14 protein-coding genes are annotated in these 15,030 nt (G+C 73.9%); 11 read left to right on the top strand and 3 right to left on the bottom strand.

Going from position 1 to position 15,030, the window contains the following annotated elements; genetic code table 11:
* Nucleotides 1–81 precede the first annotated feature (81 nt).
* A complete protein-coding gene (gene pyrE / locus DEU32_RS09355; protein ID WP_114850275.1) occupies nt 82–633 on the top strand; it encodes an orotate phosphoribosyltransferase in 552 nt (183 codons plus the stop codon).
* The gene (locus DEU32_RS17160; protein WP_181819251.1) at nt 630–2,822 is read left to right on the top strand and encodes a hypothetical protein; all 2,193 of its coding nucleotides are present in this window, start codon (nt 630–632) and stop codon (nt 2,820–2,822) included. The genes pyrE and DEU32_RS17160 overlap by 4 nt, the downstream gene beginning before the upstream one ends.
* A gap of 34 nt (nt 2,823–2,856) precedes the next feature.
* Here the strand turns inward: DEU32_RS17160 and DEU32_RS09345 are convergent, their stop codons facing one another.
* Nucleotides 2,857–3,810 (bottom strand): aldo/keto reductase, encoded by a 954-nt coding sequence (locus DEU32_RS09345; RefSeq protein WP_114850274.1) that lies wholly within the window; start codon nt 3,808–3,810, stop codon nt 2,857–2,859.
* Nucleotides 3,811–3,967: 157 nt separating this feature from the next.
* On the opposite strand from DEU32_RS09345, the gene DEU32_RS09340 reads away from it, so the two are divergent.
* Both DEU32_RS09340 and DEU32_RS09335 read left to right on the top strand, forming a co-directional pair.
* Complete coding sequence (locus DEU32_RS09340) at nt 3,968–4,612, top strand: HEAT repeat domain-containing protein (RefSeq protein ID WP_114850273.1); 645 nt, start codon at nt 3,968–3,970, stop codon at nt 4,610–4,612.
* A gap of 411 nt (nt 4,613–5,023) precedes the next feature.
* On the top strand, nt 5,024–6,316 hold the full coding sequence (locus tag DEU32_RS09335) for a sodium:proton exchanger (RefSeq protein WP_208738887.1): 1,293 nt from the start codon (nt 5,024–5,026) through the stop codon (nt 6,314–6,316).
* 434 nt (nt 6,317–6,750) lie between these two features.
* Here the strand turns inward: DEU32_RS09335 and DEU32_RS09330 are convergent, their stop codons facing one another.
* Complete coding sequence (locus DEU32_RS09330; protein WP_114850272.1) at nt 6,751–7,440, bottom strand: metal-dependent transcriptional regulator; 690 nt, start codon at nt 7,438–7,440, stop codon at nt 6,751–6,753.
* 22 nt (nt 7,441–7,462) lie between these two features.
* On the opposite strand from DEU32_RS09330, the gene DEU32_RS09325 reads away from it, so the two are divergent.
* From DEU32_RS09325 to DEU32_RS09315, 3 genes are all read left to right on the top strand, one after another.
* Nucleotides 7,463–8,350, top strand: a complete 888-nt coding sequence (locus DEU32_RS09325; protein ID WP_167509989.1) for a CPBP family intramembrane glutamic endopeptidase — start codon at nt 7,463–7,465, stop codon at nt 8,348–8,350.
* Between the two features lie 213 nt (nt 8,351–8,563).
* Nucleotides 8,564–10,357 carry a phosphatase PAP2 family protein gene (locus DEU32_RS09320; protein ID WP_114850270.1) on the top strand — a complete coding sequence of 598 codons (1,794 nt, stop codon included), beginning with the start codon at nt 8,564–8,566 and terminating at the stop codon, nt 10,355–10,357.
* A 91-nt stretch (nt 10,358–10,448) separates the two neighbouring features.
* Nucleotides 10,449–11,324: a L,D-transpeptidase gene (locus DEU32_RS09315; RefSeq protein ID WP_114850269.1), complete on the top strand. Its 876-nt coding sequence runs from the start codon at nt 10,449–10,451 to the stop codon at nt 11,322–11,324.
* 24 nt (nt 11,325–11,348) lie between these two features.
* Here DEU32_RS09315 and DEU32_RS09310 read toward each other — a convergent pair whose 3' ends face one another.
* The gene (locus DEU32_RS09310; protein ID WP_058743328.1) at nt 11,349–12,146 is read right to left on the bottom strand and encodes an HAD-IIA family hydrolase; all 798 of its coding nucleotides are present in this window, start codon (nt 12,144–12,146) and stop codon (nt 11,349–11,351) included.
* Nucleotides 12,147–12,277: 131 nt separating this feature from the next.
* Here DEU32_RS09310 and DEU32_RS09305 point away from each other — a divergent pair, with 131 nt between their 5' ends.
* The 4 genes from DEU32_RS09305 (at nt 12,278) to DEU32_RS09290 (ending at nt 15,004) form a co-directional block, all read left to right on the top strand.
* On the top strand, nt 12,278–13,018 hold the full coding sequence (locus DEU32_RS09305) for a TetR/AcrR family transcriptional regulator C-terminal domain-containing protein (RefSeq protein WP_141860213.1): 741 nt from the start codon (nt 12,278–12,280) through the stop codon (nt 13,016–13,018).
* Entirely contained in the window at nt 13,015–13,881 is an 867-nt protein-coding gene (locus DEU32_RS09300; protein ID WP_114850267.1) for a DUF3592 domain-containing protein, read from the top strand. Before DEU32_RS09305 ends, DEU32_RS09300 begins: the two co-directional genes overlap by 4 nt.
* Nucleotides 13,882–13,927: 46 nt before the next feature.
* Nucleotides 13,928–14,230: a DUF4190 domain-containing protein gene (locus tag DEU32_RS09295; protein WP_114850266.1), complete on the top strand. Its 303-nt coding sequence runs from the start codon at nt 13,928–13,930 to the stop codon at nt 14,228–14,230.
* A gap of 96 nt (nt 14,231–14,326) precedes the next feature.
* Nucleotides 14,327–15,004 (top strand): TrmH family RNA methyltransferase, encoded by a 678-nt coding sequence (locus DEU32_RS09290; protein WP_395858326.1) that lies wholly within the window; start codon nt 14,327–14,329, stop codon nt 15,002–15,004.
* Nucleotides 15,005–15,030: the final 26 nt, after the last annotated feature.

The raw sequence follows: 15,030 nt of genomic DNA, 5'->3' as shown, positions 1-15,030 counted from the left end.
AGCCGTCCGGAGCGCCGCCTGCGGGTGGCGGGGAACGGCCGACGGGTGCGATCCCGGGGTGACCGACTACCCTGGTGCGCTGTGACCGACGCGCGCGAACAGCTGATCCAGCACATCTCGGACGAGGCCGTGTTCCACGGCGACTTCACGCTGACCAGCGGGAAGCAGGCCTCGTACTACATCGACCTGCGCAAGGTGAGCCTCGACCACCGCGTCGCACCCCTGATCGGACAGGTCATGACGGACCTGCTGCAGCAGGTCCCGGACGTCGACGCGGTCGGTGGCCTGACCATGGGTGCGGACCCCATCGCGAGCGCCGTGCTGCACCAGTCGGTCGCGCGCGGCCTGACCTACGACGCGTTCGTCGTGCGCAAGGAGCCGAAGGACCACGGTCGCGGCAAGCAGGTCGAGGGCCCCGACGTCCGCGGCAAGCGCGTCGTCGTGCTCGAGGACACCTCCACGACCGGCGGATCGCCGCTCAAGGCGGCGGAGGCGCTCGAACGCGAGGGTGCGATCATCGCGGCCGTCGCCGTCGTCGTCGACCGCGACACCGGCGCGAAGGAGCGCATCGAGGCGGCCGGGTACCCCTACTTCGCTGCGATCGGGCTGGCCGACCTGGGGCTGAGCGCGTGACCGGGGAGCGTCCGGACGACGCGCGCGAGCCCGAGGACACCGCCGGCCCGGCAGACGGGGACGACGGCCTGGAGGCTCAGCGCGCGTCCGCCTCGGACGCTCCGTTCCGCGGGCTCCGCAGCGCCGCGGACATCTTCGGTGCGCCCCGGTCGGCGGACGAGTGGCCCTCGCGGCGCGAGCGCCGCGAGGCGGAGCGGGCCGCCCGGGAGACGGGCGCGCCGCTGCCGGAGCCGTTCACGTCGGACGTGCCGACCGCGCCGGCCTCGGCCGCCGAGTCTGCAGAGCCTGCCGACGGCCGTCCCGCGCCGCTGGCCGAGCGTCCGGTGCCGCCGGCGGTGACGCCTTCGGTGCCGGCCGCGCGCGAGCCGGACGACGCCGGGGCCACGCAGGCCATCCGGATGGACGACGAGCTGCAGGCGCCCTCGGTCAACCCGCAGGCGAGCGCCGAGCACGAGCGGGAGACGCTCGGGGAGCGCATCCCGCCGGCCGCACCGGTGCCGCCGACGAGCACGACGCAGCACCCCTCCTCCATCACGCTGCCGACGGCGCTCACGCACCGGGACGAGCGCGCGGCCGAGAACCGTGCCGTCGACGAGGAACGCCGTCGCACCGACCCGTTCGGCCAGGGGCGCAGCGACGTCGACTGGCTCGGTCGGGCGACCGGTGCGCAGATACCTCCGCCGCCGGTGACCCCGACGGGCCCGGTGGCGCAGCCCCTCGGCGTGCACGGGGTGCTCCCGCCGACGCCGGCTCCCTCGACCGGGGAGCCGCCGAGCTTCACCGAGCTGCTGCGGCTGCAGGGCGTCGGGGACGACGAGCGCGGCGCCACCGAGCGCCCGTTCGACTGGGCGATCCGGGACGACGAGACCGGCGAGGTCCCGACGACCCTGACGACCGACTCGTTCGACACCACGGCGTTCGGCGCCGGCTCGTGGTCGCTCGCGGACGAGGCGGACGACGACGTCGTCTCGGGCGAGGTCGACACCCCCGCGGACGGGACGACGGTGCTGCCGATCGCGCCGCCGCCCGCTGCGCCGGTCGCCTCGGTGGCTGCGCCGGTGTCCGCGCCGGAGCCGTCGTCAGCTGCTGCGTCCTCCGAGCCGCCGACCGGGGCCACCCCGTGGTGGGCTGCGCCCGACGCGACCGCCGCACCCGTCCCGCCCCTGGTCGAGCCGGCACCGCGTCCGGCGTCCGACGCGGCGACGACCCGACTGCCGTTCCCGATCGACGACCGGCAGGACGTCGGCCACGGAGCCGACCGCGACGACGACGTCACGCCGGGCCCCCGCCGGTCGGGCGCCCCCGGGGTCGGGGAAGGCGACGAGATCGACCAGTCCGAGTGGGACGGCCGCGAGACCAGCGACACGAGCGCGATCAAGGACCTGTTCGGCACCGCCGCCGTCGGGCAGCTCGGCGCCACCGGGTACGACCCGCACGAGACCGGCACGCGGATGATGCCCGCGGTCCCCTCGGCCGACCGGGCCGCGGCACCGCGCGCCACGGCCGAGCCCGCGCAGCCCAACCGCGCCGCGGTCCTGCTCGACGAGGGCGTCTCGCGCCTGAAGAACGAGGGCAAGCGCGGGAAGCAGCTGCTCATCGGCGGCGCCGTCGTGCTCATCGTCGTGCTGCTCGTCGCCGTGTTCGCCCTGACCCGCTGGATCCTCGGCGGGTCGATCGAGGAGTCGACGCCGGCACCGAGCTCGACCGCCGCCGCCTCGGCCCCCGCGACGCCCGAGGCCACCCCCGAGTCCGGCACGGCCCAGGGCTCCACCCCGCAGCAGCCGGCCGCGACCCTGCAGTTCGCCACGACGCAGGCCGCCCCCGGTGTGCACCCGTGGACGGACCTGGCGGGCGGGGAGTGCCTGTCGCCGTTCACGAACGCGTGGGACCAGAGCTACACGGTGATCGACTGCTCCTCGCCGCACACTGCGCAGCTCACCGCCCGCGTGCAGGTGTCCGCGAGCCAGTGGCCCGGCCCCGAGGCCCTCGCCGAGCAGGCGTCGAAGACGTGCCAGAGCTCCGAGGCGATCGACACCGCGGCGGCCGCGAAGATCGGCGACGTGCAGGTGCAGGGTTCCTACGCTCCCGACCAGGCCACCTGGGACCAGGGCAACACGTTCATCTCGTGCTTCGCGACCCGCGCGCAGGGGCAGATGCTGACCGGGTCGCTGGCGCCGGACGGCAAGTAGTCCGGCACCAGCGCCCGCGGCTCAGTCCCGTGGATCAGGCCTCGGTCGGCACCGCGGCTGATGCGTCGTCGAGCGTCCGGACCTCGTCCGTGGTGAGCTCGAGCTCGGCGGACGCCAGGAGCGCCGGCAGCTGCTCGGTGTTCCGGGCACTGGCGATCGGCGCGACGACGTCCGGGCGGCCCTGCAGCCACGCGAGCGCCACCGAGGCGATCTCCACGCCGTGCGCCTGTGCGATCGTGTCGAGGGCGTCGACCACCGCGAGTCCCTGGTCCGAGAAGTACCCGGACACCTGGCCCTCGCGGTCCCGCCCGGCGAAGTCGTCCTTCGTCCGGTACTTGCCCGTCAGGAACCCGGCGGCCAGAGCGAAGTACGGCACGACGCCCAGGCCCTCGGCGGCGGCGAGCGGCGCGATCTCCGACTCGTACGGCTCGCGGGTGACCAGGTTGTAGTGCGGCTGGATCGCGACCGGCAGCGCCAGTCCGTCGGCCTTCGCGATGCGGATCCACTCCTCGGCGCGTGCGCGGGAGTAGTTCGAGATCGCCGTGTACCGCACCAGGCCCTCGCGGACGAGCTGGTCGAACGCGCGGACGGTCTCCTCGAGCGGGGTGTCCTGGTCGTCGAAGTGCGCGTAGTACAGGTCGATCCGGTCGGTGCCGAGCCGCTCGAGGCTCGCGCGGGCGGCCGCGGCGACGTTCGACGCCGACAGCCCCGGGAACTGCGGGTGCTGCGACACCTTCGTGGCGATCACCACGTCGTCGCGCTTGCCCGAGGCTCGGAGCCACGAGCCGATGACGCGCTCGGACTCGCCGCCCTCGTTGCCGTCGCCCCAGGCGGAGTAGACGTCCGCCGAGTCGATGAAGTCGCCGCCGGCACCGGTGTAGGCGTCGAGCACCCGGTGCGAGGTCTGCTCGTCGGCGGTCCAGCCGAAGACGTTGCCGCCGAGGGCGAGGGGGAACACGTGGAGGTCGCTGGTTCCGATGCGGGGCATGCGGAGGTCCTTTCCTGGTCGTGCGGATCGGTCGTACGGGTCGCCCGTACGGGTCCGGAGCGTGCCCGGACCGCCCCACGCTATGCCCGTCGTCTGACTCCCCGATCCGCCGGTGGCAGCGCGCTGTCCCGTCGGTGGCAGGGTGTTCCATGAGGGGATGACCACCACCGCCGACGCCCTCACCGACCCCCGCTCCTCCGTGCGCCTGCGCGCCGTGATGGCCCTCGGGACCGCGGCGGACCCGGCCGACCTCGAGTTGCTGCTCGAGCGCTGCGCTGTCGACCCGGACCTGCAGGTGCGCGAGGCGCTGACGTGGTCGCTGGTCCGGTTGCCGGCCGAGCTGACCGTGCCGCGGCTCGTCGAGCAGCTGCACCGACCGGAGGCGCAGGCCCGGTCACAGGCGCTCCACACCCTCTCGAAGATCCGCGATCCCTCGGTGTACCCGGCCGTGGCCGATGCCCTCGGCGACCCGGACCCCGGCGTCGCCCGGACCGCCTGGCGCGCGGCCGCGCTGCTCGCACCGGAGAGCGAGCGCCCGGCGCTGGCCCGTCGGCTCGCCCGGGAGCTCGGCTCCGGCGACCGCGAGCGTCGGCTCGCGTTGAGCCGCGCGCTCGCCTCCCTCGGTCCGGAGGTCGCGGGACCCGTCCTCACCGAGGCGGCCGAGCGTCGCGGGGACGCCGTGCGCGAGCACGTCGCGGACACCGAGCGCCTCCTCGCCGACCCGGACGCCGGGTCGGCGCTCGCCGTCGAGCGCGCACGACGCGAGATGGCGCTGGGACGCGGCAAGCGCGCGTCCGGCTGACCACCTGACGGACGGGAGGCACGGGGCGGGCCCGCCCCGTGCCTCCCGTCCGTCCCTGGGGCCCCTGTGTCGGGCCGCACTCGTCGGGCCGCACTCGTCGGGCCGCGCGTGTCGTGCGGTGCGGGTCGCCGCGACCGGTTCCCGGGGTTCCGGGGCGGGCCGGGGAACACCCGGATTCGGGTCGCCGAACAGGCCCGATCGGCTTGCACGTGCGGATCGGGACGGGCAGGGTGGTGGGCGAAGGGGAGTAGCTCCCAGCGCGTGCGTCGACACACTGGCCATCACGACGATCGGCCCGGTGCACCACCCGTCCGGTCCCACCCGGCGGGCGAGCGAGACCTTCGGCCGTTCTGTCGTGCCGAAGCGCTCCCACCCCTGTGCTCCGGTGCGGCCCGACCAAGGGACCACCCCGTGATCGACACCTCCACGCCCACCGCCACCGAGCGGGCACACGCACCCCGGATGGGCCGCAGCGCCTGGGGCCGCATCGCGATCTGCATCGTGCTCGCCCTGCCCGCTGTCGTCTTCCGTGTGACGGGCTTCGCGCCGAACGCCGTCGTCGACCTGCTCGTCTTCGGCGGGGCGGTCGTCGCTGCCTCGTTCCTGCTCGCCTGGGCCGCCGAGGCCGCGCAGAAGGACATCTCCGGTGCGCTCGCCATCGCGATCCTGGCGCTCATCGCCGTGCTGCCCGAGTACGCCGTCGACCTGTACTACGCGTTCCGCTCCGGGTACGATCCCGCCTACGAGCAGTTCGCCGCCGCGAACATGACCGGCTCGAACCGGTTGCTGCTCGGGTTCGGCTGGCCGCTCGTCGTGATCCTCTCGCTGCTCGTCGCCCGTCGCTCCGTCAAGGCCGGCTCGCTGCCCGCCTCGGCGACGAAGGTGCTGCAGCTCGAGACGTCCTCGCGGCTCGACATCGGCTTCCTGGCGCTCCTGGCGGTCGTCGCGTTCCTCATCCCGCTGATGGGCTCCATCCCGATGTGGTTCGGGTTCGTGCTGCTCGCCGCGTTCGTCGCCTACCTGTGGCGCGCGTCGAAGGTGTCCGACGGGGACGACGAGGACGAGGAGATGGTCGGGATGGCCGGCAACATCGCCTCGATGCCGACGCGGGCCCGTCGCTGGACGATCGTCGCGCTGTTCGTCGTCGCCGCCGCGGTCATCCTGTCGTCGGCGGAGCCCTTCGCCGAGGCCCTGGTCGCCTCGGGCAGCGCGCTCGGCATCGACAGCTACTTCCTGGTGCAGTGGCTCGCGCCGCTCGCCACCGAGGCGCCCGAGTTCATCGTCGCCGCGCTGTTCGCCCTGCGCGGGATGGGTGGCGCCGCGATCGGGACGCTCATCGCGTCGAAGGTCAACCAGTGGTCGCTGCTCGTCGGGTCGCTGCCGATCGCGCACGTGCTCGGCGGTGGGACCACGGGCGGGCTGCCGCTCGACGGCCGGCAGGTCGAGGAGTTCATGCTCACCGCGTCGCAGACCGTGCTCGGGGTCGCGATCATCATCGCGCTGCGCTTCCACCGGTGGTCGGCGATCGCCCTCGTGGCGCTGTTCGCGGTGCAGTTCGTCGTCACGGACACGAGCGGGCGGTGGGTGTTGAGCGTGGTGCACCTCGTCGCGGCCCTCGTGGTGTTCTGGGTGCACCGGTCGTCGATCCTGCCGACGCTCGCGGCGCCGTTCCGGCGGGCGGGGGCCGCGGCGGTCCGCACCTGACGGGTGTTGCTCGGGGCTGCGGGTGCGGCACTTCCCGGCACGAGTGCGCCGCTTCCCGGGGCCGCGAGCGGGCGGAACACGCCGCGTGCGTTCCGTCGAGCGAGCAGAAGTCGTCGGGTTGCTCCGCCGAGCGTGCCAGATGTGGGGCGCTCGGCGGGCAGGGGACCGGGACCGGGGACCGGGGACCGGCCCGAGCGTGAGCGCCGAGGTGCCGAGACTCGCCCTCGGCGGGACGCCGAGGTTCCACGGGCGGCCGCGTGACGCGTCGAGATGCCGGAATCTCGGCACCTCGACGGAGAGTGCGGCGCGTGTCGTCGTCTCCGGCAGCACGAGCGGGCGGGACACGCCGCGTGCGTTCCGTCGAGCCTGCAGAGGTCGTCGGGCCGCGCCGGCGAGGGTGACCGATGTGGGGCACTCGGCGGCGCCCGCGCTGATCAGTGCGGGTCGGGCGTCAGCCAGATGGCGCTCGCCGCGGCCGCCGGCAGGTCGACGAGGGACTCCGCGCCGTCGGCGGACCGACGGGTGACGGCGATCACGCCCGCGTAGTCCCGGACCCGCTCCACGCGCAGGTGCGTCCCGAGCCCGACCCCGAGCTCGTCGAAGTACCGCAGCAGGGACGGGTCGTCGTCGGACACCCGGTCGACGACCCCGCACGAGCCGGGCTCCACGGACCCGAGCAGCGTGCCCGGTGACGCCGGGACGGTGCCGTCCGCGGCAGGGATCGGGTCGCCGTGCGGGTCGTGCGTCGGGTGTCCGAGGTCGGCGTCGACCCGCTCGAGGAACGTCTCCGACACGGCGTGCTCCAGGGCCTCGGCCTCGGTGTGCACCTCGTCCCACGAGTACCCGAGCCGCTGCACCAGGAACGTCTCGATCAGCCGGTGCCGCCGGACCATCGCCACGGCGACCTGCTGCCCGAGCGGGGTGAGCACGACGCCGTAGTAGGGGGTGTGCTCGATCAGACCGTCGCGGTCGAGCTTCCGGAGGTTCCCCGACACCGTCGATGCCGAGACCCCGAGCGACGCGGCGATGTCCCGGGTCGCGAGCCCCTGCCCGCCGCGCTCCCCGGCCTTCCACACGAGTTTCACGTAGTCCTCGGCCATGGTGCTGAGGGAGGGGAGCCGCATGGGTCAATGGTACAAACGGGACGTGACCTCGACCGAGCCCGTGCGCCGTCGCCGTCCGCGCTGGCCGGTCCCGTCGTCGCTCCTGCTCGGGCTGCTGCCGCTCGTCGCGTTCGCCGCGGTCAGTGCCTGGCGGTCCCGACCGAGCGACGACTACGCCACGCTCGGCCAGACGGTCGACAGCGTCGTGCACGCCCTCGTGCTGCCCGAGAGCATCGCGGTGCTCGTGCTCTGCGTGTACGTGACCGCCCTCGGCTGGTGGCCTGGCGCGGCGGTCGACCACGACCGGACCCCGCTGCGGTGGACCTCGGTGACCGTCGTGCTGATCGCCGTGGTGTGCGCCGCGCGGCTGCCGCTCGTCGACTGGTCGGCGCTCCCGGTCCGGTACTTCGTGCTGCTCACCCTCGGCGTGCTGTTCGTCGGGGTGTTCGAGGAGCTGCTCACCCGCGGGGTCCTGCTCGTCGGGCTCCGGCGCCGGCTGCCCGAGTTCGGTGTGTGGATCGCCTCGTGCGTGCTGTTCGGGCTCCTGCACCTGCTCAACGTCCTCGCCGGGGCAGCCGTCGGCGCGACCCTGCTGCAGGTGGGGTTCGCGGCCTCGTTCGGCTCGACGCTGTACCTGGCACGTCGGCTGACGGGGAACCTGCTGCTGCCCGTGCTGCTCCACGCCTTCTGGGACTTCGGGTCGATCGCGGTGTCCGCCACGGTCGACACGACGGACCTCGGCCGACTCCTGCCCGTCGGGATCGTCGGCCTCGTGTCCTTCGGCGTACTCGCCCTCGGGCTCGTCGCCGGCGGGCTGGTCGCATGGCGTGACGACCGGCCGCGCCGCCTGCGGCGCCGGTGGCGGGACGTCCCGCCCGCCGGGGTGGACGCGGGGCGGGGAGCCGAGCCGAGCCTCCAGGCCGGGGTCTGAACCACCGACGGACGGATCGACGGCCCACGTGACGGACCGCCCGGTCGGCCCGCGCGCCGGCCGCCCGACGCTGCGAATGCCCACAGCCTGCGGTCCGGTTCACCCGCTGGAGGGGGATCGTTCCCCCACCGGCAACCACCCCTCCTTAGCGTCGCGGTGTTTCCACACCGGTACATCGAGGAAAGGGGCGTCGCCCGCGGGCGACCACCACACATGCGCAGAACCGCACTCCGCGGGGTGACCGTCGCGACGGTCGCGACCGCCCTCGTGATCGGGTCACCGCTCGTCGCCCAGGCCGCGACGACGTACCCGAGCGACTCCACCCCGCCGAACCTGATCAGCCTGCTGAACGGCTACGACCAGTACTGGACCTCGACGGGGACGAACAACCTCCACGGCACCGTCGACGACGGTGCGACGCTCGCGAAGAACGACGAGCTGACGAGCTGGATCAACCAGCACGCCACGAAGGCGCAGCAGTTCACGGCGCTGCAGGACGCCGAGTACAACAACGCGACGAACACCGCGTACGACCAGTCGTTCACGGTCTCGCAGGGCCTCGGCGACGTGCTCGGCAAGCTGTTCGTCAAGGGCCGCCTGGACGGTTCGCTGCCGCTGACGAACGCCCTCATCAACTCCTCGAACGGCACGAGCGGCGCCTACGTCGGCACCGGAGCGGCCAAGGCGCACTTCAGCTACCCGCGGCCCTACCTGCCGTCCGACCCCGCGGCGACGCTGCCCGCCGGGGACGACCAGGTGAACTGCAACCCGGCGACCGTGAACGCGTCGTCGCTCGCCGCGAACCGCACCGGCAAGGCGTGGGCGGACGCGAAGGGCAACCTCACGATCACGCGCGTGCCCGCCACGACGGACACCACGCACGAGTTCTCGCCGAACGACGTCGTGCTCGACGCCGGCTACGGCCAGAAGGGCATCTGCACCGGCGGTTCGTACCCGTCCGGGCACACCACCACGGCGTACCAGGCCGGCATCACCCTCGCCACGCTCGTCCCCGAGCTCGCGCCGGAGATCCTCGCTCGCACCTCGGAGGCCGGCAACGACCGCATCGTCCTCGGCGTGCACTACCCGCTCGACATCATGGGCGGACGCATCGACGGCGAGGCCGCCCTCGCCACCCGCTGGTCGGACACGCAGTACCGCACGCAGGTCCTCGAGCCCGCCCGTGCCGAGCTCGTCAAGTACCTCGAGGCGCAGTGCGGCGGGACCCTGGCGTCCTGCATCGCCGCCGAGAAGCCCTACACGGACGACCCCTACGGCGGCCAGGCGATGCCCGGCGGCACCGCGCAGGTCGTCACCGACCGTGCATCGGCCGTGTCGGTCTACCACGAGCGCCTCACCTACGGCTTCGCCCGCACGGGCGTCGCGGGCCAGGCCCCATCCGTGCCGGCCGGCGCGTCGAACCTGCTCCTCACGGCGTTCCCGACGCTGACCGACGCGCAGCGCACCGCTGTGCTCGCGCAGACCGAGATCGACTCGGGCTACCCGCTCGACCAGACGGGGTCCGCCAACGGCTCGTGGGAGCGGCTCGACCTCGCCGCGGCGACGAGCGCCACGGTCGCGATCCAGGCCGACGGAAGCGCGAAGGTGCTGTCCACGGGTGGGACGGCGACCGTCGTCTCTGGCGTGCTGACCGCCCCGCAGGGCACCACGGTCCAGGCCGGCAGCGCCATCGCCCTCCGCGGCACCGGCCTGGCCGCCGGCGCCACGCTCCAGGTCGTGCTGCACTCCGACCCGGTCACGGTCGGCACGCTCACGGTCGGCGCCGACGGCACCGCGACCGGCTCCGTCACGATCCCCGCGGGGACCGCAGCGGGATCGCACACGCTCGACCTGGTCGACGCGTCGGGTGCCTCGGTGCTCGTGTCGCCGCTCGGCATCACGGTGACCGCGGCGGCCAGCGGCTCGGGAACGACCGGCGGCTCGGGAACGGCCGGCGCAGCCGGCACCGTCCCGGTCGGCGTGCACCTGCCCGTCGTCAGCGGCTGACGCACACCCCTGACGGACGGGAGGCGCGGTGCCCGCCCGCACCGCACCTCCCGTCCGTCCTCCCCACCACCCCCACACCGGGAGACACCCCGTGCAGCGCACCACCCTCTGGACCACCGTCGGCGGCGTCGCCGCCGCCGTCGCGGCGGCCGCGATCGCCCTCCCGCTCCTGGTCGGCGGCGGACCCGCCCCCGCGGCCGGCACCACCCGCGCGGCCACGGCGTCCGCGACCTCGGCGCCGAGCGTTCCGTCCGTCGACGCCGCGGCGCTCGCCGCCCTGCCCGAGGCGCAGTACTCGGCCGTGATCGGCGGGCTGCTCCCGTGGGACCGGACGACCACCTCGGTCGACGTGTTCCACCTGACCGCCGACGCCCCGCTGTTCGGTGACGCTCGGACCGCCCCCGTGGCGCGGCTCGCGAAGGACGACTTCCTGCAGCAGCCGACCACGGTCGTCGGTGTGCGACGGCAGGGCCCGTGGGAGCTCGTGCTGACGCCCGCGCGGCGGCAGCTGCCCTCGGCCGCCGGAGCCGGCGGTGCCGCGGCGCAGACCGCGGCGTGGGTGCCGACGGCCCTGCTGACGGCGGCACCGTCGCCGACCTCGCGCGTCGTGATCTCGACGAAGGAGCAGTCCGTGTCGATCGTCTCGGCGTCGACCGGAGCGGTGCAGCAGCACTTCGCCGCGGGCGTCGGGACGGCGGACACCCCGACGCCGACCGGGGTCACGGGCTACCTGGAGCAGCGGTACGTCGACCCGTCGCAGGGCACCGGCGACCACCCGATCCAGCTCACCTCGCTGCACTCGAGCGCCGCCGACGAGCCGTACGGCGGGCACGACGGCGGGCTGATCGGGCTGCACTGGAACGCCACGACCTCGGGTGCGGTGTCGCACGGGTGCGTCCGGCTGTCCGCCGAGGCGGTGGCGGCGGTGGACGCCCTGCCGCTCGGCACGCTCGTCACGGTGGAGTGAGGCGCGGGCCGGGCGGCGCCCTCGCTACATCTCGACCTCGACGGGCTCGGGACGGACGAGCTCGTGGACGCCCGTGATGACCTCGCTCGGGCGGAACGGGTAGCGGTCGATCTCGGCCTGGTCGCTGATGCCGGTCAGGACGAGCACCGTGTGCAGCCCCGCCTCGATGCCGGCCTGCACGTCGGTGTCCATCCGGTCGCCGATCATGCCCGTGTTCTCGGAGTGCGCCCCGATCCGGTTCATCGCCGACCGGAACATCATCGGGTTCGGCTTGCCCACGACGTACGGCTGCTTCCCGGTGGCCTTCTCGATCATCGCGGCGATCGCACCCGTGGCCGGCAGGACCCCCTCGGCTGAGGGTCCGGTCGCGTCCGGGTTCGTCACGATGAACCGGGCACCGTCGCGGATGAGCCGGACGGCCTTCGTGATCGCCTCGAACGAGTAGTTCCGCGTCTCGCCGACCACCACGTAGTCCGGCGCGGTCTCGGTCATGATGAACCCGGCCTCGTGCAGGGCGGTGGTCATGCCGGCCTCGCCGATCACGAACGCCGAGCCGCCGGGCATCTGGGAGCGACAGAAGTCGGCCGTCGCCAGGGCGCTCGTCCAGATGCGTTCCTCGGGCACGTGCAGGCCGGAGCTCCGCAGGCGGGCGCTGAGGTCCCGCGGCGTGAAGATCGAGTTGTTCGTCAGGACGAGGAACTCGGTGCCCTCGTCGAGCCACTGCTGGATGAGCTCGGGGGCGCCCGGGAGCGCCTGGTTCTCGTGGACGAGCACGCCGTCCATGTCGGTCAGCCAGCACTCGACGTCGTCGCGGGTCGCCATGCGCCCAGGGTACCGGGAGCGCTCGGCAGCCGGTCGGCCACCGAGCACTGGCCGACCGGACACCGAGCGGCGTTCGGCTTTGCCCTAGGCTTTTCCGTACACGTACCGGATCCAGATCAGGAGGCCCTTCCGTGCTCGTCGACCCTGGCACCCCCAGCGCCGCACCCCGCCCGACCACGGCCAGCCCGGCAACGGAACGCGAGCAGTCAGCGGCGGCGGGTGAGAAGCCCGCCCCGCGCCGCCGCGGCCGGCCGAACGTGCTGAGCCGCGACCAGGTGGTCGACGCCGCGACGGCCATCGCGAACGAGGAGGGCCTCGACCGCCTGTCCTTCCGCGCCCTCGGCGCCCGCCTCGGCGTCGCCCCGATGACCGTGCACCGGACCATCGGCGGCCTGGACGACCTGCACGCCGAGCTCGTCCGCCGCACCGTCGACGAGTTCACCGCGACCTTCGTCTGGCCGGACGACTGGCGCCAGGTGGTCTGCGTGTTCGCCCGGACCTTCCGGCAGCTCATGCACACGCACCCGCTCGTGCTCGAGTCGCACAGCCAGCGCGCCCCGCTGGCCTCGACCGAGTCCGACGCCGTCGTGGCGAAGGTCGTCGGCGCCCTGCGGCAGGCCGGGCTGAGCGAGCGGGACGCCATGTACGCGTTCTTCGTCGTGTACGACTTCGTGGTCGGGCACGCCGGGGTGCAGGTCGGCCGGGGCGACTCCGACGCCGGGCGTCCGGAGCGGCACCGGCTCGTCGGCGAGATCCTCGGCGAGCACTCCTACGACGAGCGGTTCGAGCTCGGCCTGGAGATCCTGCTCAGCGGGATCGAGGCACGCGTGCGCTCGACGAACGCAGCCGCAGCGCCCCAGGCAGACCGGTGAGCACGGTCGACCCGCAGCAGGCCCGCCGCGAACGCGAGGCCCGCTTCCGCCGGACGCCCCTCGCCCTCGCGATGACGGTCCTCGGCGGCCTGCTCGTCGTCGCCGCCGGCGCGGTCGGCGGCGCCGCGATCGGGCAGTTCGTCCTGGTGTTCCGGATGATGAACCTGAACAGCGTGTTCTCGCACAGCCCCGACCCGGACACCGCCCTGTGGGCCGCCCCCGTCGCGGTCGTCGGCACGCTCGTCGCCGCCGCGGTCTACACCCGCTGGAACCACCGCTGGTCCGGTCGCACCAGCGACGTCGCGGGCATCGGCGTGCTGCCGCTCTGGCTCGTCGGGGCCGCGGCGTTCCTGTGGTGGACGACGCAGACGCAGTGGCCCGCCCCGGATCGCGTCGGGACCGAGGTCGACCCGACGTTCGGCCACGACCAGGCCTGGAGTGTCGGCGACTGGGTCTGGTACGCCACCGTCTGGTGGCTCCCCGCGCTCGTGACGGTCTTCGCCGTGCTCGCCTGCGTCGCCGGCGGTGTCACGCGCCTGGGCCGGGGGAGCCGCCGCGCACGCCTGACCGACGTCCTGCAGCAGGGCAGCCGGACCACGGGTGAGGTCACCGCCGTCAGCGGTGCGACCACACCGGACGCGGCGCGGACCCTGCTGCGGTGGACGTTCACGTTCGTGGACCTGCAGGGCGTCCGGCGCTGGGTGGAGCGGACCGAGGGCTTCGCACCCGGCGAGGGCCCGGAGCTCGGACGCGCGGTCACGGTGCTGTACGACCCGGCGCGGCCCGGCGACCGGAAGCGCATCTTCGCGTCGACCGGGAAGGGGCAGGACCCGGAGGAGTTCCTGCGCCCGGGCACGACGTAGGTTGGCACTTCTCAACGAAATCCGCGTCACCCTAGGCTCGTTGGCCGTGTCAGAACAGAAGCCCCAGCCCCAGTACCAGCCGTACGCAGCAGCGCCCGCTGCTCCGCCGCGCACCAACACCCTCGCGATCATCGCCCTCGTGGCGGCGTTCGTCGCGCCGATCGTCGGGTTCGTCCTCGGCTTCGTCGCGATGTCGCAGACCCGGAAGCGCGGCGAGGGCGGCCGCGGCCTCGCGCTCGCGGCCGTCATCGTCGGCGGTGTGATCACCCTGCTGTACGTGGTCCTCGTCATCGCGCTGGTCGCGGTCGCGGCGAGCGCCCCGACGGTCGAGTACCCGACGGGGTACTGACCGCGTCCGGCCGGCGGTGACGCCGGTCGCCGGACGGGAGGCGCGGGGCACGCACCGTACGCTGGTCGCGTGACCGAGCGCCTCCCGTCCGACCCCGTGGTCCCGTCGACGGGACCGGCCCACCGGGGCGACCACGCGCCGGAGCTGCCGCCGACGCACGAGGCGACCACCAACGGCGTCGGACCGCACCCCGAGCCGTGGCCGGACGACCCGCGGCTGGACCCGGAGCTCCTCGCCGCCGGGGACACCCGGAACGTCGTCGACCGGTTCCGCTACTGGTCGATGGACGCGATCGTCGCGGAGCTCGACACCCGTCGGCACGGGTTCGACGTCGCGATCGAGAACTGGCAGCACGACCTGAACATCGGGTCGATCGTGCGGAGCGCGAACGCGTTCCTCGCCGGGACCGTGCACATCGTCGGACGGCGGCGGTGGAACAAGCGCGGGGCGATGGTGACCGACCGGTACCAGCACGTGCGGTACCACCCCGACGTCGAGGCGTTCCTCGCGGCGATGCGCGACGAGGGCCGACCCGTCGTGGCGATCGACAACACCCCGGGGGCCGAGCGCATCGAGACGGCGGCGATCCCGGAGCGGTGCGTGTTCCTGTTCGGGCAGGAGGGACCGGGGCTCACCGAGGCGGCCGTCACGGGGGCGGACGCGCACCTCGAGATCACGCAGTTCGGGTCGACGCGGAGCATCAATGCCTCGGCGGCGGCTGCGATCGTCATGCACGCATGGGTCGTGCAGCACGCGGCGCTGCCGGCCTCCTGACCAGGCGGGCGGCGCGCTGCGGCGAG

The sequence above is a fragment of the Curtobacterium sp. AG1037 genome (genome assembly GCF_003349855.1).
Classification (GTDB): domain Bacteria; phylum Actinomycetota; class Actinomycetes; order Actinomycetales; family Microbacteriaceae; genus Curtobacterium; species Curtobacterium citreum.
The sequence above is the reverse complement of the archived record's forward strand: the minus strand, read 5'-3'. Positions and strand labels throughout refer to the sequence as shown.

Coding starts and splice junctions, on each gene's coding strand:
- DEU32_RS09320 (WP_114850270.1), top strand. CDS start 8,564: ATGCGCAGAACCGCACTCCGCGGGGTGACCGTCGCGACGGTCGCGACC.
- DEU32_RS09330 (WP_114850272.1), bottom strand. CDS start 7,440: ATGCGGCTCCCCTCCCTCAGCACCATGGCCGAGGACTACGTGAAACTC.
- DEU32_RS09340 (WP_114850273.1), top strand. CDS start 3,968: ATGACCACCACCGCCGACGCCCTCACCGACCCCCGCTCCTCCGTGCGC.
- DEU32_RS09310 (WP_058743328.1), bottom strand. CDS start 12,146: ATGGCGACCCGCGACGACGTCGAGTGCTGGCTGACCGACATGGACGGC.
- DEU32_RS09345 (WP_114850274.1), bottom strand. CDS start 3,810: ATGCCCCGCATCGGAACCAGCGACCTCCACGTGTTCCCCCTCGCCCTC.